The 23627-nt window shown below is 46.5% G+C and carries 25 protein-coding genes; 15 read left to right on the plus strand and 10 right to left on the minus strand.

What is annotated here, in order from left to right; all coding sequences use genetic code 11:
• Positions 1 to 16: 16 nt before the first annotated feature.
• From H583_RS0104060 to H583_RS0104100, 8 genes are all read right to left on the minus strand, one after another.
• Positions 17 to 442: a hypothetical protein gene (locus H583_RS0104060; protein ID WP_028559350.1), complete on the minus strand. Its 426-nt coding sequence runs from the start codon at positions 440 to 442 to the stop codon at positions 17 to 19.
• 2 nt (positions 443 to 444) lie between these two features.
• A complete protein-coding gene (locus tag H583_RS0104065) occupies positions 445 to 948 on the minus strand; it encodes a MauE/DoxX family redox-associated membrane protein (protein WP_051235967.1) in 504 nt (167 codons plus the stop codon).
• Positions 949 to 982: 34 nt separating this feature from the next.
• A complete protein-coding gene (locus H583_RS31850; protein ID WP_245585837.1) occupies positions 983 to 1591 on the minus strand; it encodes a hypothetical protein in 609 nt (202 codons plus the stop codon).
• Positions 1592 to 1683: 92 nt separating this feature from the next.
• Positions 1684 to 2139 carry a TlpA family protein disulfide reductase gene (locus tag H583_RS0104075; protein ID WP_028559352.1) on the minus strand — a complete coding sequence of 152 codons (456 nt, stop codon included), beginning with the start codon at positions 2137 to 2139 and terminating at the stop codon, positions 1684 to 1686.
• A 27-nt stretch (positions 2140 to 2166) separates the two neighbouring features.
• A complete protein-coding gene (locus H583_RS0104080) occupies positions 2167 to 3936 on the minus strand; it encodes an ATP-binding cassette domain-containing protein (RefSeq protein WP_028559353.1) in 1770 nt (589 codons plus the stop codon).
• Positions 3933 to 4427, minus strand: coding sequence for a hypothetical protein (locus H583_RS0104085; RefSeq protein WP_028559354.1), 495 nt, complete (start codon positions 4425 to 4427; stop codon positions 3933 to 3935). Before H583_RS0104085 ends, H583_RS0104080 begins: the two co-directional genes overlap by 4 nt.
• Positions 4428 to 5007: 580 nt before the next feature.
• Positions 5008 to 5367: a hypothetical protein gene (locus H583_RS0104095; protein WP_154665796.1), complete on the minus strand. Its 360-nt coding sequence runs from the start codon at positions 5365 to 5367 to the stop codon at positions 5008 to 5010.
• Positions 5368 to 5742: 375 nt separating this feature from the next.
• Positions 5743 to 6111, minus strand: a complete 369-nt coding sequence (locus H583_RS0104100; RefSeq protein ID WP_028559356.1) for a hypothetical protein — start codon at positions 6109 to 6111, stop codon at positions 5743 to 5745.
• A 622-nt stretch (positions 6112 to 6733) separates the two neighbouring features.
• Between H583_RS0104100 and H583_RS0104105 the strand changes: the two genes are divergently transcribed.
• Genes H583_RS0104105 through H583_RS0104115 form a run of 3 tightly spaced genes read left to right on the plus strand, consistent with a single transcriptional unit; the run spans position 6734 to position 10387 of the window.
• Positions 6734 to 7516, plus strand: coding sequence for a hypothetical protein (locus H583_RS0104105; RefSeq protein WP_245585838.1), 783 nt, complete (start codon positions 6734 to 6736; stop codon positions 7514 to 7516).
• A gap of 9 nt (positions 7517 to 7525) precedes the next feature.
• Entirely contained in the window at positions 7526 to 9220 is a 1695-nt protein-coding gene (locus tag H583_RS0104110; RefSeq protein ID WP_028559358.1) for a vWA domain-containing protein, read from the plus strand.
• Positions 9221 to 9247: 27 nt separating this feature from the next.
• Positions 9248 to 10387 carry a toxic anion resistance protein gene (locus H583_RS0104115; protein ID WP_028559359.1) on the plus strand — a complete coding sequence of 380 codons (1140 nt, stop codon included), beginning with the start codon at positions 9248 to 9250 and terminating at the stop codon, positions 10385 to 10387.
• Positions 10388 to 10453: 66 nt separating this feature from the next.
• On the opposite strand, the gene H583_RS0104120 is transcribed toward H583_RS0104115, so the two are convergent.
• Together H583_RS0104120 and H583_RS0104125 are read right to left on the minus strand one after the other, a co-directional pair.
• Positions 10454 to 11809 (minus strand): sensor histidine kinase, encoded by a 1356-nt coding sequence (locus tag H583_RS0104120; protein WP_028559360.1) that lies wholly within the window; start codon positions 11807 to 11809, stop codon positions 10454 to 10456.
• A 1-nt stretch (position 11810) separates the two neighbouring features.
• Complete coding sequence (locus H583_RS0104125) at positions 11811 to 12524, minus strand: response regulator transcription factor (protein ID WP_028559361.1); 714 nt, start codon at positions 12522 to 12524, stop codon at positions 11811 to 11813.
• 183 nt (positions 12525 to 12707) lie between these two features.
• On the opposite strand from H583_RS0104125, the gene H583_RS0104130 reads away from it, so the two are divergent.
• From H583_RS0104130 to H583_RS0104185, 12 genes are all read left to right on the plus strand, one after another.
• Positions 12708 to 13577, plus strand: a complete 870-nt coding sequence (locus H583_RS0104130) for a carbohydrate ABC transporter permease (RefSeq protein WP_028559362.1) — start codon at positions 12708 to 12710, stop codon at positions 13575 to 13577.
• A 36-nt stretch (positions 13578 to 13613) separates the two neighbouring features.
• Positions 13614 to 14474, plus strand: coding sequence for a carbohydrate ABC transporter permease (locus H583_RS0104135; protein ID WP_028559363.1), 861 nt, complete (start codon positions 13614 to 13616; stop codon positions 14472 to 14474).
• A 28-nt stretch (positions 14475 to 14502) separates the two neighbouring features.
• A complete protein-coding gene (locus H583_RS0104140; protein ID WP_028559364.1) occupies positions 14503 to 15639 on the plus strand; it encodes an efflux RND transporter periplasmic adaptor subunit in 1137 nt (378 codons plus the stop codon).
• A 318-nt stretch (positions 15640 to 15957) separates the two neighbouring features.
• Positions 15958 to 17085: an ABC transporter substrate-binding protein gene (locus tag H583_RS0104145; RefSeq protein WP_028559365.1), complete on the plus strand. Its 1128-nt coding sequence runs from the start codon at positions 15958 to 15960 to the stop codon at positions 17083 to 17085.
• Positions 17086 to 17195: 110 nt separating this feature from the next.
• Positions 17196 to 18116: an ABC transporter permease gene (locus H583_RS31855; protein ID WP_036708449.1), complete on the plus strand. Its 921-nt coding sequence runs from the start codon at positions 17196 to 17198 to the stop codon at positions 18114 to 18116.
• Entirely contained in the window at positions 18116 to 18922 is an 807-nt protein-coding gene (locus tag H583_RS0104155; protein WP_028559366.1) for an ABC transporter permease, read from the plus strand. The genes H583_RS31855 and H583_RS0104155 overlap by 1 nt, the downstream gene beginning before the upstream one ends.
• Positions 18919 to 19962 (plus strand): ABC transporter ATP-binding protein, encoded by a 1044-nt coding sequence (locus H583_RS0104160; protein WP_028559367.1) that lies wholly within the window; start codon positions 18919 to 18921, stop codon positions 19960 to 19962. Before H583_RS0104155 ends, H583_RS0104160 begins: the two co-directional genes overlap by 4 nt.
• A gap of 5 nt (positions 19963 to 19967) precedes the next feature.
• Positions 19968 to 20753, plus strand: a complete 786-nt coding sequence (locus H583_RS0104165; RefSeq protein ID WP_028559368.1) for a DeoR/GlpR family DNA-binding transcription regulator — start codon at positions 19968 to 19970, stop codon at positions 20751 to 20753.
• Positions 20754 to 20766: 13 nt separating this feature from the next.
• A complete protein-coding gene (locus H583_RS0104170; RefSeq protein ID WP_028559369.1) occupies positions 20767 to 21600 on the plus strand; it encodes an alkaline phosphatase family protein in 834 nt (277 codons plus the stop codon).
• 38 nt (positions 21601 to 21638) lie between these two features.
• Positions 21639 to 22637: a PHP domain-containing protein gene (locus tag H583_RS0104175; protein WP_028559370.1), complete on the plus strand. Its 999-nt coding sequence runs from the start codon at positions 21639 to 21641 to the stop codon at positions 22635 to 22637.
• A gap of 176 nt (positions 22638 to 22813) precedes the next feature.
• On the plus strand, positions 22814 to 23014 hold the full coding sequence (locus H583_RS0104180) for a cold-shock protein (protein ID WP_028559371.1): 201 nt from the start codon (positions 22814 to 22816) through the stop codon (positions 23012 to 23014).
• 257 nt (positions 23015 to 23271) lie between these two features.
• On the plus strand, positions 23272 to 23508 hold the full coding sequence (locus H583_RS0104185; protein ID WP_028559372.1) for a cold-shock protein: 237 nt from the start codon (positions 23272 to 23274) through the stop codon (positions 23506 to 23508).
• The last annotated feature ends 119 nt before the right edge of the window (positions 23509 to 23627 follow it).

The following is a 23627-nucleotide window of genomic DNA, read 5'->3' on the forward strand; positions in this document are numbered from 1 at the left end:
CGCTTTTCTTTATGTTTTATTTCTGTAGTGCAGTCAGCCTGATTAAAGCAGGTATCTCATGAAAAACTTGAAATTTTTCTTTCTGTATCCGAAGAGCCTTTGTTCCTGTTCCACCAGAGTCCAGCAAGCTAATGATATTAGTATTTGATAGGACATGGTGGGTAACCCATTTTTTCTTTTTAACTTCAATTAACCATATAGGTGCCCGGAATACAACAACAAAACTGACAGGCGTCTCTGATAGCAATAATTCATCTATTTCTTTGAAGTCCGGGGAAGTATAATCCAGAAACAATACAAGTTCTGGTGTTGTATTAAATGTTTGCGCCACTTGTCTGATTTGTTGTTGAATGTCCCGGCGTTCCTTTATTTTCAAGTGGATGAGGATTGCTGAGGATAGGATAAGCCAAACTATCACGAATCCAAAAATTAAATTAAACATTGCTACGCCTCATTTCGTCTTCCGATGTGCTGCATGATGTCAATTGAAAAAGACATCGCCATAACCAGAGCAAGGGATAGCACCATCAGGTAGATATCTTGAATAACCTGTCCCGACAAGAAAAAATCAATGAGTAAAAGAATAATCAGCATAATATTCCGATAAATAGGAAAGCGATTTAGAAATCCGATATTGCCAAAGCAGGCACAGGCTTCTATTCCGGTTTTCCTTTTCTTGTTCCATGTTAACCAGGTAAAGCAAGTCAGCAGAGTGATCCCTAGTATATGTTTCCATCCCTCCGCCAGACCTGTTGCAAAGCAAATAAACAGCCAACATTCCATTATTAATATGGCTGCTGCCGCCCAGGTTAGAAAAGCCGCTGGCAGCACTTTATAGGCATAAATTTCTACCCTGAATCCTTGAATGCTCTGAAGCTTCATGTAAAAAGGTATAAAAAAGGAAACGGCAATTACCAGGCCCAAAATATATTCAATCCAGCTTGCCATTGTTACTCCCCCAGTACAGATAATAGTTCAACTATCAGGAGGCATGCTGCTCCTCATCCTGAAGCCGGATTGTTAAGGGGTACCATGCTGCTTCTTTACCGTTAGCCAAGCATCGGATATGGACGATTCCTGGCTCTGTAAGTACAAGAATTACTGTAAAATCTTTATCGACCCCTGGAACTTGATCTTCCATCCGGTAATTCCGAAGAACAGTCAAGCCTGTCTGACCAATCTTTTCTCCCCTGCTATTCGTAAATATAAAATGAGTATCGAGGGCCTCTCCTGCGGGAAAATCAAAAATTTTCAAAAGTATATTCAATTCGACGGCATAGGGCAGAACCGGAATCGTTATATCATTGAGTACTTTTCCCAACTCGTGGCCCTTCAATTGTGGATTACTGGTAATACGGTCACACACAATAATCTGCGTATTCAACTTCATCCCTCCGTTGTTATCCTGGCATAAAAAGAGAAGAGGGGAAATTTCCCCTCCTCCATTTGTGTTAATAGCAGCAACCGACTCTTGGTTGTTGGCATGGTACTGTTGATCCATCATCACAGCCGAGAAGTTTGTTTGAAGCCATTGTTTTTGGATAGTTTTGACCACCAGAATTGCAAGGGCTGGTATAACAATAAGTTTCATTTCTCAATACAACTACACATCCTGGAATATCACAAGCCATTATGTTCACCTCCTTTCAAGTGAAAGTCAGATTTAAAACGAGTAGCTTCTATTTATGCTGTTGTATGGCTCTTAAACCCCTTCATAATTTGATAAAATTCATCTGCATTATAAATGACCCCTTTAGCAGCTACGGCCCCTGCCGCATCCTGGAAGATCATAAAAGGAAGGTAGGTTACTGTAAAATAGGCTTCCATATCGCTCTGGTCCAGTGAGTGAACAGGGAATCCCCATCCAAAATAATCAATCATGCTTTGATTATCCGCCTCATCACCAGTAGTGAAGAGCTGGAATGACAATTCGCGATAGCTTTGGACCATGTTTTCAATATGAGGAAGCAGATCAATACAATGGGCACAATGCATGGATACAAACAGCAAGACCCGGGCCGTTGCTTCTTTCGTCTGAGCTGAGTTATTGTACTTGTTAACTCCAGGCGGGAAACCCGGCAGTGTTGATCCGATTGGCGGGCCACTGTCAGTTGAACCGCCAGTCTTACGATTTGACATCGTCTCTCCCTCCATTTCAGTGGATGATCAGTCGTACCACTGCTTTTGCTGATGCCACATTTCATGATATAGGCCTTCTTGCTTCAATAGTTCCTCATGAGTTCCTGACTCGGCAATCCGGCCGCCTTGTATAACGAAGATTCGGTTAGCCCGTTTTGCAATGCCTACACGATGGGATACCATAAGAACGGTTTTCCCTTGGCAGTAATGCAGGATTTCATCCATAAGTCTGACTTCGCTGACCGGGTCAAGTGCAGAGGTTGGTTCGTCAAACACGACTAATTCATGAACATCAGAGACAAACACCCGTGATAATGCAAGCCTTTGCCACTGCCCCCCGGACAGATTTACTGCACTATCTTCAAGCATACCAAGCTTGGTGTCCAGCCCGTGCTTGAATGTTTTAGAAAGCCCTACTTTTTCGAGTACTGCGTGCAGCTTATAGGTATTGTTTGCTTCCGCAACATTCCCGACAGCGATGTTGTCCCTTACATCTGTCATATATTTGATGTAGTCCTGAAATACCGCACTCGTCTTCTCCCACATACCGGTTCTGTCCAACTCTCGAATGCTGACTCCGTCATAGAATATGGAGTCGTCTTTACTCTGGTAAAGACCCAGCAGCAGTTTGATCAAAGTGGATTTTCCAGATCCATTTTCTCCTAGTATAGTGATCATCTCGCCCTTTTTTATTTCTGCGGTAATCTCATGGAGAGTTGGTTCATCCCGGTTTGGATAACGAAAAGTGAGATTCCGGATTTCAAGTTTATCTTCAAAACGGAAGGTCCGGGGTTTGTGCTGCTCTTGTAAGCGGGTCGCAGCCTGGATATCACGCTCAATCTTGTGCAGTTTACGGATATGAGTTGCATTTTCTGTCAAACCTGATACGGAAGCAAACATCATGGAAATATTACTCTCGGTAATGGTTAATGCCATCGTGATTGCCACATAATCGCCGATCGTCAGAGTGCCTCTAAATATCAAAAAAGCTATAATAACAATCACGAAACCGGAACTGAAAATGGAGAGCAGTTCGCCTGCGAATTTTCTATTAAGATTTAATCGTTCAAGCTGCATGGATAAAGCAGTAGCCTCGTTTTTCTTTGTCAGCCACCTTTGACGAAAATAAGGGACTAGCTGAAATAATGTAATCTCCTTCTGCGTCTGGGGGCCAGTCAATAAATCAAAAAAATAATAATATCCCCGTGATTGCCGCATAAGTTTCTCATCAATGGACACTCTCTGACGTACAGCATAAAGGTCATAGAGACCCTTGAGCGTTCCGACAAGTAATGCAACGATGCCGATATACAAGTGATAATAAAGCAGGTAAGACAAACTTAGCAGTGCAACGAGACCTTGCTTGATGAGTTGGGTCACGGCGTTATAAGATTCCAAATATTTACCGTTGATAAAGGACCAATAGGAAAAATCTCCTGTGAATTTTGGATGTTCCTTGTCGAGAAGTTCTGTCCTGGCGACAAGCTCAATCAGTTCATTTTCACAATGAATGCCAAACTTCATATGCATTTCTCGATTCTTGAACTGCGAATATGATTCCAGCCCAAGACGAAAAAGCTGACATGTAATAAGAATCGCAATAATTCCCATGATTAATTGAATATTATTTGAAGATAGCTGATCAACAATCCATTTGCTAAAAAAGATATTGATGTTGGCCTGAAAAGCGACAATAGTGTATGCAAATAATGCAAGCAAAACAACAGATTTATCAAATCGGTAAACTTTTGAAAATGCTTGGCCTGCGCACTTCATTGTATAAAAGAAAGATTTCATATCTTTGCAAGCTGATTCTCATATACACGAATCAAAGGAGCTGTCAGTATCTCCAGTTTTTCATAATCATTAAATATTCCCGCACCAACTGCTTGTCCAATTTTATTCAGGACCAGGGCGTAAGGCATGGCGTTTACCATTAGCTGGGTCGTGATTTTAGCAGCATCACATATATGAAATGGGATATCAAGGTCATAAATGTCACGCTGCTGCTCCATTTCTTGCAAAGTTCCTTCAAATAAGACACAGTAACGAAAAGCCGTATACTGCTCAACAAATTCTTGGACCGGTTTCATGTTGCATGCCGAACAGTAAGCACTCATTAGAAAGACAACAGATCCATGTTCGGTTTCTCGAAGCCATTCGAAAGATTCAGGCTCAGATTTAATATTCAACGTGAGATGGCGAGGGAAATATGTTCCCAGTTTGTATTCTTCGGAAATTTGTTTTAAGAAACGTCTATGTTCTCCAAGCGGACGTTCGGGCTGCATGTAAACTCCTCCAGTTTCAACTTAAATAAGAAGGTAGCTTGTCGCCTTGCTTAAATCCGGATAGTGAAAGATTGGTATTCTTGAAACTTCTATTCGTTATAAACCCCCTTTGAGACCAGTTAAAGGAATATTTAAATTGTGAGGTCGGAACAGCTTCTATTAAACCGATTAGGTTTTTTGTGACTAAATTACCATGTGTGACTAATTAATAACATCATTTTACAATAGACTCTTCTTTTATGGAAGTCTTTTTTCTAAATTTGTTTATTTAAAGGTATAAATACAATTTTTAGGTTAATTAGATAACGGAAACTCATGTCTAAAAATCCCTGATAAGGCTATAAAGTTTATTCATAAGATTAGACTTTGCAATTGCCTATAGATAATGAACTTCAGAGGGAGAGGTTCAGATTATGACTAAGATTTATGCTGGTCAGCGTTCGATTTTTGAAAAAGCAGCCAACAAAAAAATGACCCTCGAAAAATCAGGGGGTCATTTGTGAAATGGATCTGTGCATAATTTTAGTCAACTGGCCGCCAGACTACTGCATCTGATGGCACCCGCTGCGACCAGGTTGTATTAAGAGAACGATGCATAATGTGTAATGTAGTTAAGGGAACCGGCATATTGGAATTTGATGATATAAGTGCCAGGAGGAAATACAGTGTCAAAATTAATTGTATAGTTATGAACTGTAGGATTGGTAAGTATATTCGAACGGCTGCCCTCTACAAACACTTCTGTGCCATTTTCCAACCGGTAAACATCCGCCAGAATGAGCCCAACAGGGGAGCCTTGGTTGAAATAAGCGGTCCCGGTAACTTTCAAAGTGCCTTGCCCGGTGATCACATACGAGTTGGAAATAGGGTTCGCGTTAGCCGCAGTAGCAAACATCACAAGCATAATTGCTGACAACATCAAAGCCACTAACTTCTTCATTTTCATCATTCTCATCCTTTCAAGGAAACAGCAGAGTAGTAGAAGGAAAATCAGGGGGCTTGAATGCTGGCCAGCGTTCGATTTATCGGTATCAATCCTTCTGTTTCTATTATACTTAATTTGTATATTATGTAAATAGATCGTTTTGCACAGAAAAAAATATTCTAATTCTTGGTTTTTACGCAACTTTACCAGGAGTGCGTTGTTTTTTTCGTTTATCTCCTCGAAAAGCAAACTGTTATTATGTTAATAATCAATTTCCGAATAAAAAATGGCCCCCGAGTCAGAGGCCATTATAGTTAGAGATATTAACAACGTTGTTCGAATAGGAGATTTAGCAGAGGCATTCCATGAAGCTTGAGCTATTGACTTTGATTAGGAAAAAGATGCATTGATCGTAAAGTCAATAAGTTGACCGCCATAGGAATATCTGATGATATAGGTTCCTTGCGGAAAATCCGTTCTAAAATTGATTGTGTAGCTAACGAAAGCAGGCGTACTAAAAATATTCGAACGACTGCTTTCAATAAGGGTTTCGGTTCCATTTTCTACCTTATAGACGTTCGCAAAAATAACTCCGCCTGCTGAAGCAGAACCGAAATACGCATTCCCGGTAACTTTGAGAGTTCCTTGCCCTGTAATGGTAGTCGTGGTGTTCAACGGGGTTGAAGCGCTTACAACACTAGAGAACATAATAAGCATAAGAGCTGACAGCATCAGAGTCACTAACTTCTTCATTTTCATGATACTCATCCTTTCAAAGGGAGTAGTAGAAGGAGAATCTGGAAGTGTGAATGCTGGCCAGCGTTCTATTGAGTTATTATGAAACCTTCTGTCTCTAATTATACTAAAACTACTATTATATGTATATGTTATTTTTTGTCGGACATATCCGCTCATCCATACTTTTTCTGTATCTTCAGTTCTGCAATCAGAATAGCTGCAATTAAAATAGCAGTATGATTAATGACTTCATTACATTCGCTAAATTTCTACAAAAAATAGGTTTAACGCCCTGCGTTTCGCGTGAAATTCATTGATCTTTCCTACCAATTGAGTTACGCTAGTGTTGCTGTTATAAAAAGGGAATACAAGAAATATGCTGATATTACGGGCATTTTGGGGCCATGAGCGATGCTCGATATTGATGTGAAAATAATGTTGTAAACCATGCGTTCATACAGTTGCCGAAAAAAATGCTACTTCTTGGATACATCGTACGTAACAATGATTAGATAACAGAATGAAATGCTTCTGCGGTATCAGCCCGTGTTACAAAAGCAGTCGTTTGGAGAGCTGAGGGACAGCAAGCTTCCTGCGCTGCTCATTATTTAATTACAATCCTTTAGTATGGTAGTCGATAGCAGTGAAAGTCATTGTCATTGTGGATGGGGTGAGTCGGATAAATATCTGGAAATTATTCAAGCTGCTGCTGCTCATTACCGGGATTGTGCTGCTGAATATAGTGGTTTTGTCCCCCGGATTTATAGGGGTAGAGATTGGCGGGGACAGCGTCTTCCAGACTGCGGCAGGTGTGACACTACTGGTAATCAGCCTGATCGTCATCTTATATCAGAGCTATGTCGTGATCTACGCGCAGCCTGTAGTCGAGCCTGTCCCGGTCAAGAATATCCAGACACGTGAGGATTACATAGCAGCTCTTCAAAAATACAGTCAAGTTACGGTGCTTGATAAAGATATTGCGCTTGCCCTTGATCAATTGGAGAGGATTGAGAAGAAGAAGCTCACGCTTGAGGACGTTCTTGGCCAACGATTTGAAGAGACAGAGCTGAGCTACAGGAAGTTTAAATCGGTCATTTACGAGGTTGAAAAGCTGTTTTACCTGAATATCAGGGGCATTTTGAACAAACTTGGCGTCTTTGATGTCTCGGAGTTTATCAAGTTTGCCCAACAGCAAAAGACGATGCGCTTTTCCAGCAGGCTGGTACAGGAGAAAACAGCGCTTTACAATGAATATCTGTCTTATGTGTCCGGCTACCTGAATGCGAACGAAGAGATTTTGCTTAAGCTAGACAAGTTGCTGCTGGAGATCTCGCTGCTGGGAAGTGCGGATTACAATGATGTGGAAGAAATGCCTTGCATGAAAGAAATCGATTTGCTCATTAAACAGACTAAATTTTATAAGTAATTGGGGGAGATGAGAGTGCAAAAGAAACGCAGTCCCTTTGTAGTACTCGGTACAATTGCCGTTGTCGTGTTTGTACTGGTCTATATAGGGGTCAACTTAACTACTAATGTGGGGAAAACACAGCTGCAGGTAAACACCGAGGATGCGGCCAAGAAGCTGGATAAACTGTATAAAAATATTTCTGTCAAATTTGAAGAGCCGGTAAAGGGCCAAATCGACCTCGACCCGGTAGATATAGGCGCTTCGCTGCCGGATATTTCTAAGTATCCAATCACGGAAGACAATACGACGGACAGCTTCGCCGAAATTTTTTCTTCAATAGAAAAGGGTGGAACCGGAATTGACGGCTGGCTGACAGAAGCCGCGGCAGATTTTAATAAAGCCAAAATCATGGTCAACGGCAAGCAGGCCTCTGTCAAGCTTCGTAATATCGCCTCCGGCACAGCGGCAGATTACATTCGTTCAGGCAAGTATGTGCCGGACGCCTTCACACCGTCCAACGAGCTGTGGGGAGAAATGGTCAAAGATTACGGAGTCAAAACACAACTCATCTCAAGCCGACTTGTCGGCAACGTGCCTGGTGTCGTCATGAGCAAGAAAAAGCATGATGAGCTGTTGGAGAAATATAAAGAAATTAATGTAAAAACACTGACAGATGCCATTGTAAATAATGAGCTGGCTATGGGCTACACCGATCCGTTTGCAAGCTCGGCTGGTTTGAATTTCCTGGTGACAGCACTAAACACCTTCGACAGTTCGGATTTGTTGAGCAAGAAAGCGGTGGAAGGCTTCGAGAGATTCCAGGCGAACGTGCCATTCATTGCTTCGACTACGATTCAAATGCGGGACGCAGCCAAGTCCGGTATGCTCGATGCTTTTATTCTCGAATACCAGACCTTCGTGAACGCCGCGGACTTGAAGGGCGGTTACGTCTTTGTACCGTTCGGCGTCCGGCATGACAGCCCGCTCTATGCGCTGGGCAATTTGCCGAAAGAGAAGATCGATATTATCAAGAAGTTTGCAGAGTTTGTACAAGGGGAGAAGTACCAGAGTCTGGGCACTCAAAAAGGCTTCAATGGCCTGAATGATTATAAACCGCAACTGAAGCTGAAGGATAGCAGCATTTTGCCTGCTGCCCAGAAGCTGTGGAAGGAAAAGAAAGACGGAAATAAACCGACTGCCGCAGTGTTCGTGGCGGATGTGTCCGGAAGCATGGACGGAGAGCGGCTGAACCGGCTCAAGGAATCGCTATTGAAGGGCCAAAAATTCCTCGGACGGGATAACAGCATCGGTTTCGTGTCCTATTCCAGCAGCGTCTCGATCAATCTGCCAATCGGCAAATATGATGCAAACCAGCAATCTATGTTCGTCGGAGCGATTAACGGTTTGCAGGCCGGTGGCCAGACAGCGACCTTTGATGCGATTATTGTCGCACTGAAGATGCTCCAGGATGAGCTGGCGGCTAATCCGAACACCAAGCCGGTCATTTTCGTCCTTAGTGACGGTGAGACCAATGAAGGCAATTCGCTCAAGGAAATCAAGGAACTCATCGAGAGCTATAAGGTTCCGATCTACACCATCGGATACAACGCCAATATCCAGGCGCTTCAAGACATCTCAAGCATTAATGAGGCTGCCAGCATCAACGCGGATACAGACGATGTCGTCTATAAAATCGGCAATCTGCTTAACGTTCAAATGTAGATAGATAAATTATAAGGAGGGGTTGCAATGTCATTCACTATGGAGGTTGTAAACCAGGAGCAGATCAAGGCGGCAATCGAGGAAGAGGTGAAGCCGGAACCGGCGGAGGTCACCCAGCTCAAGGAGCAGGCTCAAAATAATGTGTCCGCTATATTGAATCTGGATTTGGACTCGCTCGACAAGCGGAGAGAAATGTTGCAATCCATCGAGAACTTCGGTTTAGGCACTATGAGAGTCTCTTCGCAAAAAAATTCCCTGCTGCAAGTTCAGGTCGGGAAGTTGTCCCAGACCGGGGATGAAGGCGGCCAGGTGGCCAAAGGCCTTACGGAGCTGCAACTGCAGCTCAAGGATTTGGACCCGAGCATTGTCGATTTTGCCAAGAGCGGGATTCTGGGGAATTTATTCAATCCGCTGCGCCGCTACTTCGCGAAGTATCAGAAGGCGGATATCGTGATTTCGGACATTATTGTTTCTTTGGATAAGGGCAAGACCGTACTGAAAAATGATAATACGACCCTTGAGCTTGAGCAGCACACCCTCCGTGAATTATCCAAACGGCTGCAAAAGGAAATTCAGCTCGGCATGCTGATGGATGCAGAAATCGAGTCCCAGATTGAAGCGGCCAGATTGCGTGTTGAAGAGGAAGAGAAAGTCCGCTTTATTACCGAAGAGGTGCTGTTCCCATTGCGTCAGCGTGTCATGGATATGCAGCAAATGCTGGTGGTCAATCAGCAGGGCATCATGGCGATTGAAGTCGTGATGCGGAATAATAAAGAACTGATCCGCGGGGTAGACCGGGCGAGAAATGTAACCATCGCGGCTCTGAGAGTGTCCATAACCGTCGCAAGTGCGCTGTACAATCAGAAGATTGTCTTGAAGAAAATCGAGATGCTGAATGAAACAACGAACAACCTGATCAGCAGCACTTCCAAAATGCTCAAGGACCAGGGCGCGGCGATTCATAAGCAGGCTCTGAATACGAGTATTTCTGTCGATACGCTGAAGCAGGCATTTACAGATGTTATGGCGGCGCTGGACTCGATCAGCAGCTACAAGCAGGAAGCACTGCCGAAAATGCGTGATACCATTATCCAGTTCAGAGAAATGGCGGATAACGGCGAGCAGCAGATTTTGCGCCTGGAAAGAGGCCAGAAGCTGGGCCTGTAATTAATCAAAATATTGAAGGAGTGCATAGGGGCATTAGACTATGCACTCTTTTTGTCTAAGCAGCTTCTAACGTACAGGAAAACGCAGTGTAAATACAGCTCCGCCTTCCGGCCGGTTTGCAGCCGTAATTCGTCCGCCGCATCGTTCTACAATGGCATGGGATATCGCCAGCCCAAGTCCTGTCTCCCCGTTTTTTCCTTTTGCAAAACGCTGGAACAAATGGGGCAGCAGGTTCTCCGGGATCCCCTCCCCGTCATCTGAAACCTCGATTTCGATATTTTTGTTATGAACAGAAGTTCTGATCCAGATCCGCTCTTTTGCATAGCGGGTTGCATTGCCGGTAATATTAATCAGCGCCTGCAAAACCTTTTCCCGGTCGACATGGATGGATGAAGGCGGTCCGCCGCTGCCGCTAACGACCTCCATTTTTATTTCTTTGTTCATCAGCAGCGGATTCATGCGCTCGACCGTTTGGGAAATCAGATCCTCCACAGGCACATCCGTCATATGAAAGATGCCTTCCTCGCTTTCAAGCTTGGCGAGCAAAACCATTTCCGTGACGACTTTTTTCAGGCGCTCACATTCATTGACGATGACGCTTAACCCTTTTTCAGCCCGCTCCCCCTTGAAGACACCATCTTTAATTCCCTCTGCATAACCTTGAATGGACATCAGCGGCGTTTTCAGCTCATGGGAAGCATTTTGGAAGAACTGCTTCTGGGTTCGCTGGTATTTTTCCAGCACATTTGCGAGCTGATAAATGCTCTTCGCCACCTCCCCGACTTCTCCCCCTGATTTGACCATCTGAACGTCAGAGAAGCGCTGGGATTCCACTTTCTTCAACTCGGTTCTCAGCTTGGCAAGAGGGTTCACGAGCCGTCTTGTAATCAGCATGCATAACAGGAAGGTCATAAGCCCCCCTATGGATAAAATCATCATCATTCGTTTAAACAATTCCATTTGCAGGCTCTGAATTTTACTTACGGGGGTGCTCAAAATAGCAGTGACGGCGTTCGTGCCCGGCACACTAAAATCATCCGCTCTTACAGCTTCGACAATATAACGTTCACCTGCAGTTTGCCAGTATCTGTCCGTTACTTGCTGCAGTTGGAACCAATCCATCCAAATTGGCGTTTGTGACCTGGGCTGCGTACTGAAAACGACTTGCTGTGCTGGTGTTGTGATGACAACATTTTGGGTTTGTGAAGCTTCATGCGCGGGAATCTGCCTCACTCCGGGCAATGCTGCGCTCAATCTTGGTGTGAAGTATTGCGTCAGAAGTTGACCCTGGCTGCGCATTTCCTGTCTTTGGCTGGTGACAAGCGTATTGAACATCAAGGGATAAATAAGGGCTGCTGTAATACCCAGAATACAAATGAGCAGCAGGCCAAACGACAAGCTCATCCGGTAAATTAGCTTCATCTTATTCCACCCTGTCTTCCATACGCAGCCGGTAACCGTGCCCCCACACCGTTTCGATCGGCAGTTCGTTTAATTTCCTTCGCAATCGTTTGACAAGATCGTCTACCGCGCGGTCACTGCCGAAGTAATTGTCCCCCCAGACCAAAGTGAGCAGCTCATCCCGGGCAAAAGCGCGGTTGGGCTCCTCTACCAGCGTCTGCAGCAAATTAAATTCCTTCAGGGTCATTTCCACCTCTTCTTCTTTCCAGAACACCCGCCGCTCCTTCAACGAAAGGCGCAGCTCGCTAATTCGAATCTCATTGTTCCTGGACGGCGATGCTCCGTGTGGCTCGCTTAACTGCATATAGGAGCTAAACCGGTAAAACAGCCTTTTCACCCGTGCTACCAATTCCCTTGGACTGAATGGCTTAGTCAGATAATCGTCACTCCCAAGCTCCAGCCCCAGTATTTTATCGACTTCTTCATCCCGTGCCGAGATCATAATGATGGGCACCTCAGCTTCCTTGCGGATATGACGGCAAAAATCGAAGCCGCTCATTCCCGGCAGCATAATATCTAAAATCCACATATCGGGCGGATCGCTTTTCCACAATTCCCATGCCTCTTCCGCGGAAGAGAGTGAGACCGTACGATAGCCTTCCTTTTGCAAGTAAGCCTCCACGATCTCTCTGATTTGAATATCATCATCTACAATAGCAATCTGATAGGACCTCATTTCAGTCTCCCCCAAGTCATTAATTCTCACAATTGTAGCAGAAATAAATCCGGATAAGTTGAATCCCATACTTTTTACACACTTCTCCCGCAGTTTTACCAGAGATGGTCTGTATATTAAGAGCAGCAAGGCAAATCAGGCTGCGCAAGCAGAATAATTGCTGCCTATTGGAGGATTCACATAATGAAAATTCACCGTCTGGCCCGCAAGGAGCTTATGATCGCATTTGCTTTTCTCATCCCGAGTTTAGTTGGATTTGCGGTTTTCTATCTGATCCCTTTTGTACAGAGCGTACTTCTTTCCTTTCAGGACAAAGGTGGAGGAGGGAGCTTGACACTCGATAATTATAAGGATGTGCTGACGAGCTTGTCCTTTCAAAAGGCCGCAGCCAATACATTCTGGTTTACGGTTGTCAGTGTGCCGCTGCTTGTGGTCTTGTCTCTTGTTTTGGCACTGCTTCTCAACCAGCGTGTGTTCTTCCGGGACTGGCTCCGAACCGCTTATGTAATGCCGCTTGTAGTACCAGTTGCCTCGATTGTACTGGTGTGGCAGATATTATTTGATTGGAACGGAGCCTTCAATGGCGTGCTAATGCATTTTGGGCAAGACCGTGTTGACTGGATGAAATCTGATTGGGCAGGTCTTGTCATCATTCTTATTTATATATGGAAAAACGTCGGTTATAATGTCGTACTGTTTTTGGCGGGACTGCAGAACATTCCGGATCAGTATTATGAAATTGCCAGTTTGGAAGGGGCAGGGCGGATGCGCACGCTGTTTGGCATCACCTTGACCTATTTGACACCAACCACATTCCTGGTCATCTTAATGTCCGTTCTCAACTCCTTCAAAGTCTTTCGGGAGACGTATCTTGTGGCTGGCGCATATCCGCATGACCAGATTTATTTGATGCAGCACTATATGAACAATATGTTCCTCTCGCTGGATATTCAGAAGCTTTCGGCCGCAGCCGTACTGATGGCTCTTAGTATCCTCGTGCTTGTGGCCGTATTGTTCCGCACCGAGCGGGTATTCCGTTCCTTTATGGAATAGCCGGTTTGAATGTTATGGAAAAGGAGGGATGCAATCATGATGAAAAAGCTTATCAGCATTACTATGCTCCGGAGCGTTTTACTTTTAATGCTGGCGGTAGTTATGCTAATGCCGGTTATCTTAATGGTAGACAATTCGTTCATGACGGAAAAAGAAATTCAAGCCAACTACAGCATGCTGGGCAAGACCAGTACCAATGAAATTGTGAATATGAAGCTCATCCCCGATTGGGTTTCATTTGACCAGTATTATAAGGTTCTTATTTCTACATCTGCGTTTCTGTTCATGTTCTGGAACTCGGTGCTGCTTGTACTGCCTATTATTGCCGGACAAGTCCTTGTTGCAACACTCGCTGCCTTCGCATTTGGGAAGCTCCAGTTTCCGGGCAGAGAATCATTATTCTTCTTATACTTGATCACGATGCTGATGCCGTTTCAGGTTACGCTCGTATCCAACTATATTATGGCGGATCAGCTAGGCTTGCTTAACACCCATAGCTCAATTATTTTGCCGGGTGTGTTCGGTGCCTTTGGAGTTTTCCTGCTGCGGCAGTTCATGATGCATATTCACTCGGCATATTTGGAGGCTGCAAAAATGGACGGTGCCGGCTATCTTCGCATTTTTTTTACGATTGCGCTGCCGATGGTCAAGCCGGGCGTAGCAGCACTCGTAGTGCTGTTATTCGCAGATTATTGGAATATGGTGGAGCAGCCGCTTATTTTTCTGCAGGATGCAAATTTACAGCCTTTATCCATCTTCTTATCCCGGATTCAGGAGGAATTATTGGGCGTATCATTTGCCGCATCCGTTGTGTATATGATGCCAATGGTTCTCTTGTTCTTATTCGCCGAACGTTATTTTATCGAGGGAATCCAGCTTTCCGGAGTAAAAGGCTAATGGAAGCAGGCAGAAAGGGGTTAGACAATTGAATCGGAGACAAAGACTTGCAGGCATCCTGTTTATTTTATTTTTCGTGCTGTTGGGAGGTTTGACGTTTTTCAGCAATACGTTCCAGAATGCCATGCTGCCGAAGGTTACCACAGAGAAGCCCGTCAAAAAGCCGCTGTCGCACAAGATAAAAGGCAGTGGCGTTATTACGCCAAAGGAAGAAGCGGATGTTCTGAGTGAAGGCGGCGGGAAGGTAATCAAGGTCCACATCAGCAAAAATGATCAAATTAAGAAAGGACAATTGCTCCTGACCTATGACACCACAAAAGCAGAGCAGGACATCATGGATGCTGAAGACCAGTTGAAGAAAACGAAATTGAACCGGGAACTGCTGCAGGAGCAATTTATCACCGCACAACAAAAAGGTGAGGAGGCGGACATTCGGGCAGCGGAACGTGCCCTGAGAGCAGATGAGCTGGAGCAGGATATTGCCAGGCGCAAAATTGAAGCTATGCGGAAGGATCTTGAAGCAAAACGGACCTTAAAAGCTCCCTTTTCCGGAAAAGTGAAGACGCTTGAGGCCAAGGAGGGGGTCAGCATGGCACCTGGACAAAGCGTCCTTAAATTAGTAAAGACGGAGGAAGGATTTCAGTTCACTTTGACGGTAGAGGAGGAGAAGGCGGACTTGCTGGAGATAGGTGAACAAGTGAAATTGAATTTAAAAGCGATGAAAAAGAAGGGGGTAGAAGGAACGATAACTGAAATCAAAGAGCCTGATAATAGCGACGGCGCAGGCCCTAATCCGGGTGGGAATGACGGAGAGGGAGGAGCTCAAGGGGCGAAGCCGAAAAAGACGGTCATCATTTCACTATCGGGGCAGGGGCTTCAAGGCGGCGAGCAAGCCACTGTAGAGTTGCAAAAACCGGCTGCAGAGCAGGGGCTGGTCATTCGCAAAGAGCTGGTCAAGAAAGACAGCACAGGAAGTTATGTCTTTGTCGTTCGGGAGGCCAAGAGTGCACTCGGCAACACCTATAGAGCGCAAAAAGCATATTTGATGACAGGGGAAGAGAACGGCGATGAAATCATCATTCTGGGCGGAATTTCTGATCAGGACAGTATAATTGCGGATTCAAGCGAACCGCTGGAGGACGGCAACCGGGTTCGAGTCGAATAGCTGGCAGGCAAGGGCCAAGGGGGCGGAACAATGAATAAACAGGAACATAGAAAAGTGAGTGAGATCCGGTCAACCGCAGGTTTGTAAAGCTTGGCACGGTTTAAGAGATTCAAAAGATATACGGAGTCTTACACAAGTGATGAAGGCATGAAATCTCTGTAGAAGCTAAATGCTATGAGATTTCATGCCTGTTTTAACAAACCGTAATCATTCGGATAATCTTCAGCAAATAAACACGATCTATACTCAAGTTGGGTCAAAAACAACAACAATGCATGGACAACCCACAATAATCCACATGGGAGTGAAAGAAAGATCATGAAACCTTGGGTGAAAAAACAACTGTTTTTCGGTCTTATCATGTCTGTGTTCGTGTTAATGCTGGCAGCATGCGGGGGTACAAATACCAAGAGCGGAGCTAACGGCCAGCCTGCCGGAGAAGCACCGGCTCAAACGGAAGAAGTTTCTGTCGCTGATCTGGAGAAAAAGGCGAAGGAAGAAGGCGCCATTGCAAGTGTCGGGATGCCGGATTCCTGGGCGAACTGGAAGGACACTTGGGCAGACCTGGAGAGCAAGTATTCGTTAAAGCATACCGATACAGACATGTCGAGTGCGGAGGAAATCGCCAAGTTTGAAGCGGAAAAGGACAAGCCTACCGCAGATATCGGGGATGTCGGTATCGCATTCGGTCCGGTTGCAGTAGAGAAAGGCGTAACACAGCCTTATAAAACTTCTTACTGGGATGAGATTCCGGCATGGGCCAAGGACAAGGACGGACATTGGCTGGTCGGATACCAAGGCTCCATCGCCTTCCTGACGAATACAAAGCTTGTGCCTAGTGCGCCTAAGAGCTGGGAAGATCTGAAGAACGGAAACTATAAAATTATCGTGGGCGATGTAACCAAAGCTGCACAAGCTCAAATGGCGGTACTCGCTGCTGCGATCGCATTTGGCGGAGATGAATCCAACATTGAGCCGGGAATCGCGTATTTCGAAGACCTTGCCAAGAAGGGCCGCTTGTCCAATGCCGAAGCAAGTCTGGCAAACATCGAGAAGGGCGAAGTTGAAGTGACTCTGCTGTGGGATTTCAACGCGCTGAACTACAGTGACCAGCTTGGCAAGCAGCAGTTCAATGTCTCCATTCCGAAAGAAGGCAGCGTCGTGAGCGGTTATGCGACAATCATCAACAAGTATGCACCGCATCCGAACGCAGCGAAGCTGGCGCGTGAGTATATTTTGAGCGATGCCGGACAAATCAACCTGGCCAAAGGCTATGCAAGACCGATCCGTGAGAGCGTCAAGCTGCCGGAAGATGTAGCAGCCAAATTGCTGCCTAAAGAAGAATATGCGAACGTGAAGCCGGTAGGAGACTACAAAGTCTGGGAAGAGACTGCGAAGAAGATTCCTCAGCTCTGGCAGGAACGTGTACTTGTTCATATGAACTAAACAAGCAGTAAGAATGCAATATGCCCTGCAAAGGAGTGTCTTCATCTTCGGGCCGGAGACACTCCTTTGTTTTTAAAATGAAGGTCTTGCGCTCGAGGAAGGGGAGAGACATGAAACGGAGAAACCGGTGGATTTTTGCAGGGCTGATTCCCTTTGCAGTCATGATCGTTGCGTTTCAATTGGCTCCAATTATATCGATGTTAACGGGCAGTGTAACAGCGGAGAACGGCTCAGGCGTTACACTGGAATATTACACGAGAGTTTTAACCAGTGATTATTATTTGAAAGCGATCAAGAACAGCTTGCTCATTTCAGTGACTTCAAGCCTTGCCGGGATTGTGATCGGTCTGGTGTGTGCCTATTCGATTACGCGATTCGCACCAGGAATACGCAACCGTCTGTTCATGCTATCCAATATGACATCGAATTTTGCAGGTGTTCCACTTGCCTTTGCTTATATTATTTTGCTTGGCAGCAACGGCGTATTCACGCTGTTGTTCAAGCAGTGGGGATGGGATGTATTCGCCAGCTTTAACCTGTACAGCTGGACAGGACTGATCCTGGTCTACATTTATTTTCAGATTCCACTGGCACTTCTGCTGCTCTATCCTTCCTTCTATGGCATCCGTGAACAGTGGAAGGAGGCAGCTTCCCTGCTCGGGGCAAGCAAATGGCAGTTCTGGAGAACGGTCGGCATACCGGTTCTGATGCCGGCTGTGTTTGGGACTATCGGCATTTTGTTCGCGAACTCCATGGGGGCTTATGCCACCGCGTATGCACTTGTTGGCGGCAATTACAATTTGCTGGCGATCCGGATCGGCTCCCTCGTAGCGGGAAATGTCATCAATGAGCCGCAGCTTGGCAATGTGCTGGCCGTTATTCTGGCCCTGACGACTTTGATTGCCGTGTATCTCAATCATAAGATGACTCAGCGCAATCAATTATTCCAATCAGGACCCGCATCCGTACCGGTGCGCAAACGCCGGAAGCTATTGCGGCCATGGGCGCCGGTTGTGAAGGAGGAGCTGTAATGGAAAGTGTGAGGAAGGCCGGCTGGCCGCATCGCATCGTTGTGACTGTGCTTATGGTGTACCTGCTGCTGCCGCTGCTGGCGACTTTTATTTATGCGTTTGCGAAGGATTGGCAAGCGACAATTTTGCCGGAGCGCTGGACACTGGAATGGTTTGGCGAGCTGTTCAGGGATGTACGGTTCCTGGATGCCTTGTGGAGATCCTTCTACTTATGCGCTATAAGCGTAGCGCTCAGCCTGGCTGTCATGCTGCCTGCGGTGTTTGTCATAACGGTGTATTTTCCGAAATGGGAGAGCTTTATGAAAGGGATCGTCGTCCTTCCGTATGCCGTACCTGGCGTGGTAGCAGCGGTAGGACTCATTCGGGCGTATTCTTCCGGGCCGGTCAACATCGCAGGCACGGCTTATATTTTGATCGGTGCTTATTTCATTGTCATTCTGCCATACATGTATCAGGGAATACGGAACAGCCTGTTGACCGTTTCTGCGGTTGATTTGCTGCAATCGGCTGAGCTCCTGGGCGCAACCCGGGCGAGGGCCTTTATAAATGTTATTTTGCCAAATATATGGCCGGGTGTCATTACGTCTACGCTCTTGTCCTTCTCCGTGCTGTTCGGCGAGTTTGTACTGACCAACATGCTGGTAGGCGGGCATATTCAGACGGTTCAGATCTATTTGTACCAGCGTCTCGGGGAGAGCGGGCATTTGGCAAGCGCCATTGCGATTTCGTATTTCATATTTATCCTCGCGTTGTCCATGATCCTGATGAAGCTTGGCCAGAAAATGAACAGGGGGATTGAAGGATGAACGCCTATCTGGAACTCCAGGGCATCCGCAAGCAGTTTGGAGATGCCAATGTGCTGAATCATGTAAATTTAAAAATTGCCGAAGGAGAGATGGTCACGCTCCTCGGTCCTTCCGGATGCGGAAAAAGCACACTTTTGCGCTGCATCGCCGGTCTGACGGAAATTGATGACGGGCAAATTATTTTGGCGCAGAAGAATATCGTGAATGTTCCGCCGCGCAACCGGGAGATCGGGATGGTTTTCCAATCGTATGGGCTATTTCCGAATATGACGGTCATCGAGAACATTGAATACGGGATGAAAATGCGGAGAGCCTCCAAAGAGGAACGCCGCAAACGATCGGATGAGCTGCTGGCCATTATTGATCTGGAGGACAAGCGCGGATCTTATCCACGGCAGTTGTCCGGCGGCCAGCAGCAGCGCGTGGCGCTTGCCCGTTCGCTTGCCGTTCAACCTAAGGTACTGCTGCTCGACGAGCCGCTCAGCGCACTTGATGCCAAGATTCGCAAGAGCCTGCGGACAGAAATCAGGGAGATTCAAAAACGGTTTAATATGACCACCATATTCGTTACCCACGACCAGGAAGAGGCACTTATTGTATCAGACCGGGTATGTCTGATGAATAAGGGGAATATCGTACAAGAGGGAACACCAGAGGACATTTATACAACGCCCCGAACTGAATTTGTTGCCCGGTTCATGGGCAGCTACAATGTGCTGACACGCCCTGAGGTGCTTAATCTGTTTGGTCAAGTGGACAGCGGGTCGGAGAGTTTTGCCATTCGTCCCGAGTCTGTTGCGTTGCTGAACGAGGAATCACGAAGTGAAGCTGTTCGTACAGGCAAGCAAATCGTGGACGGTACTGTCCGTTCAATCTCGATCCTCGGCAACGTGCTCCGCTATTCGGTTCAGGCTGCGGGTGTGAGCTTGACGGTTGATGCGCTTAATGACAGCCGTTCATTGCGAATCGGCGAGAACAGTCCGGTCAGCATTGCGCTGGATGCTTCCCAGCTCTTGCATTTGGAGAGGGAAGGAGCGTAAGTGCAATGTCGATTTCATCGGAAGAACGCAAACGAATCATCATTGAGCAATTAAAGCTAGAAGGACAGGTGAAGGTGCCTGAGCTGTCGTTGCGTCTGACCATTTCGGAGGAAACGGTCCGCCGCGATCTGGTCGTGCTGGAGCGGGAGGGGATTGCCAAGCGCGTATATGGCGGGGCAGTGCTCCAAAAGTCGTCGGGCTATGAGCCGCCGTATGTGCAGCGTCAGCAGGTCAGAGCAGAGGAGAAGGCACGGATCGGACGGGCAGCGGCTGAGATGATTGAATCCGGAGACACGATCGCCATTGATGTCGGAACCACGACACTGGAGCTGGCAAAAGCAATTGCCGGACGCGAACGGCTTACGATTCTGACGAATTCTGTGGCGGTTGCTTATCATTTAATGGAGTCTGTCAGCAGCGGGAGGTTTTCTGGTAAAATTATTGTCATGGGAGGGGAGCTGAACCCGGAGCAGCAATCGATCTCAGGTCCGCTCGCTGAAGGGATCATCTCCCAGTTCCGTGTGGATAAAGCATTTATATCGGTTGGCGGCATTTCTCTTAAACGGGGCATTAGCGATTATGACCTCGGCGAGGCTGTCATCTCCCGCCGGATGGTGGAATCGGCGTGCCAGACCATTGTTCTGGCGGATGATTCCAAGCTGGATAAGGAAGCGTTTGCAGAGATTGCCCCGCTGCATAATGCGCACATTATCGTCAGTAATACTGCCGCTCCGAAGGAATGGTCAGCCATGCTCAGAAGCCAGCACGTACATTGGATTGAAGCGAAATAGGGAGGAAAGCAATATGGAAAAATCAAGGCAGAAACTGATTGTTGTCGTTTTGGACGGGTTAAGATTTGATGCAGCGCGAAAATATTTGGGCTATGTAGAGCATCTGGTGGAGCAGGGCATTGTCGGCTGCTACCCGGTTCAATCCGAACTTCCCAGCCTCTCGCGCCCGCTCTATGAAGTGCTGCTTACAGGCACCCCGGTTGCACGCAATGGTATTACCGCGAACCATGTGACGCGTCTAAGCCATGAAGAGAGTGTATTTCATCTGGCTTCGCAGGCAGGTCTGACCACAGCTGCTGCGGCATATCACTGGGTTAGCGAGCTTTACAACTCGGCGCCTTTTAATCCGGTTACCGACCGCCATCAGCATCATGCGGACAAGCCGATTCAGCATGGGGTGTTTTACTTTGAAGATCATTATCCGGACAATCATCTGTTCCTGGATGCAGAATATTTGCGCACAGCATATGACCCGGATTTCTTATACATTCACTCGATGAATATTGATGATGCCGGACACAAGTTTGGCGGAGAGAGCAAGCAGTATGAAGGTGCTGTGCGCGGGGCCGATGGAATTCTTGCAGCGCTTGTCCCGCAGTGGACTGCACAGGGCTACCAGGTAATTGTTACCTCCGACCACGGAATGAATGCCATGGGCCAGCACGGAGGCACGGAGCCGGAGGAGCGCAATGTGCCGCTGTATGTATGGGGCGGGCTGCCTTTTGATGCGATGCAAAATGAATCGGGCGGATTGTCCCAGCTTATTATGGCTCCTCTTATGTGCAGCTATCTCGGTATCGGGCCGTCTGAAGCGATGATTGACCCGTCTGCAAGGCATAACAAATAAATTTACAGCATTAAATATATATGAATGGAGGGCAGCCAATGAAGGTTGACATGCATTTTCATCTTGAAGAAGGTCCTTATTCGCTACGCTGGCTGTCTCGTACTGTGCAGGCGCTGGCTTCCACGGAATCCGGTGTGGCTGGTCAATTTGGGCATCATAGCCTTGAATATATCAATCATATTTCTAATCAGCTAAGCAGCAGAATGCAGCAGGGCTGCTTCAGCGAGGAGTGGCTGGACCGTTATCTGGCAACGGGCCGCGAGCGGGGAATTCAGGCCTTCGGCGTTGTGGACCACCTGTACCGTTTCCGGGAATGCCGATCCTATTATGAAAAGCATATGCTGCTGGATGACAGCCCGGTGGGCAAATTGCAGAGAAAGTGGCTGGATCAGGTATGCGTAGCGTCGATTACGGATTTTGTGAATTTTGTTACGGAAGCGAAGAAAACCCGTCCCGATCTGGCAATGGGTATCGAAGCGGATTTCTTTGAGGGCGGCGAAGAGGAGCTGCGGGAACTGCTTACGGGCTATGACTGGGATTATGTGATCGGATCTGTGCATTTTATGGACGGCTGGGGCTTCGACAACCCGGAGACACAGGAGCAATTCGCAAATCTGGACCCGATTACGACATATGCGGGCTACTTCGATCTGCTGCGCCAGGCATGTGCATCGGGCTTGTTCGAAATCATTGCCCACCCGGATAACCTCAAAGTATTCGGATTTCGTCCGGAGAATGAGCAGGATTTGCTCCCCTTGTATCATTCGGTAGCGGAAGAGATGATTGCACATGGTGTAGCGACAGAGGTCAATACGGGGCTGGCCTACAGGTACCCGATTGCGGAGAGTTGCCCCAGTCCGATGTTCTTGACCGTGATTGCAGAGCACCGTGTGCCTATTACACTATCGTCGGACTCCCATTTCCCCGATGATATTGGCACTCTGCTGGATGAAGCCGCCGCCGCTGTGATCGGGAGAGGCTACACCGAATTGACTGTATTTAGAGAGCGCAAGCCTATTAAACTGGCGATTGGATAAGGTTTATAAAAAAGGATTTGGAATGTGCTTTGCTTATTTGAACAAATAGTGTTATACTTAGTTTATCGTATATGAGACTACAAGTCACATATTGAAAAGGGTTGCGATGCTGCCTTTTTTCGATATGTGACTTTTTTAAAACGTACACGTAAAATATAGTATTTGGAGGAAATAACATGCAAAAAGGTACAGTAAAATGGTTTAATGCAGAAAAAGGCTTTGGTTTTATCGAGGTTGAAGGCGGCGAAGACGTATTCGTACACTTCAGCGCAATCACAGGTGACGGCTTCAAATCGCTGGATGAAGGACAACGTGTTGAGTTCAACATCGTTCAAGGCAACCGCGGTCAGCAAGCTGAAAATGTTGTAAAACTATAATTTACCAGCTACCCTGCCTAGAGTAGGGTAGCTTTTTTTCTTATCAGGATGCAGAAAATTGTATAGCAGTTGTTCTCATGTGTCTGCGCGAATATGCTGTATGTCTGTTCGTTAATTAACATTTCTCTACACAATACTGCTGTACAATGAAGAAATTCAAGAGGCAGAGAAACAGGCCGATGGAAGCCAAGCCAGTTTCGGACCCTGTGTGCAGCATTTGTGTGCGTACGAGAAATTCAGAAGGAGAGGGCTTGTCTATGTATTATTCCCGGAAGAAGCCTGTTGGGGATTACGAGCAGGAAATGACAGCGATATGGTCATGTACACAGGAATCCTGCAACGGGTGGATGAGGGATGATTTTTCGTTTGAAGTTGTTCCTACCTGCTCACAATGCAATTCCCCGATGCTCCGCAGCATGAAAAGCCTCCCGGTTCTCATCAATTCAAGTTACGGGAATAAGATGGGAATTAAGAAGATGGAAACTAAGCTATAGTTGAACCTGTAATCGTTTTGAAAAACCAGTCCATTCTAACGTGTGGACTGGTTTTTTGTTGTAAATCATATGATTTCATGTCCTTCATGTCTGCAACGACTGCGGACTACATAGCCATT

Origin of the sequence: Paenibacillus pinihumi DSM 23905 = JCM 16419 (assembly GCF_000422505.1) — a bacterium.
Classification (GTDB): domain Bacteria; phylum Bacillota; class Bacilli; order Paenibacillales; family Paenibacillaceae; genus Paenibacillus_D; species Paenibacillus_D pinihumi.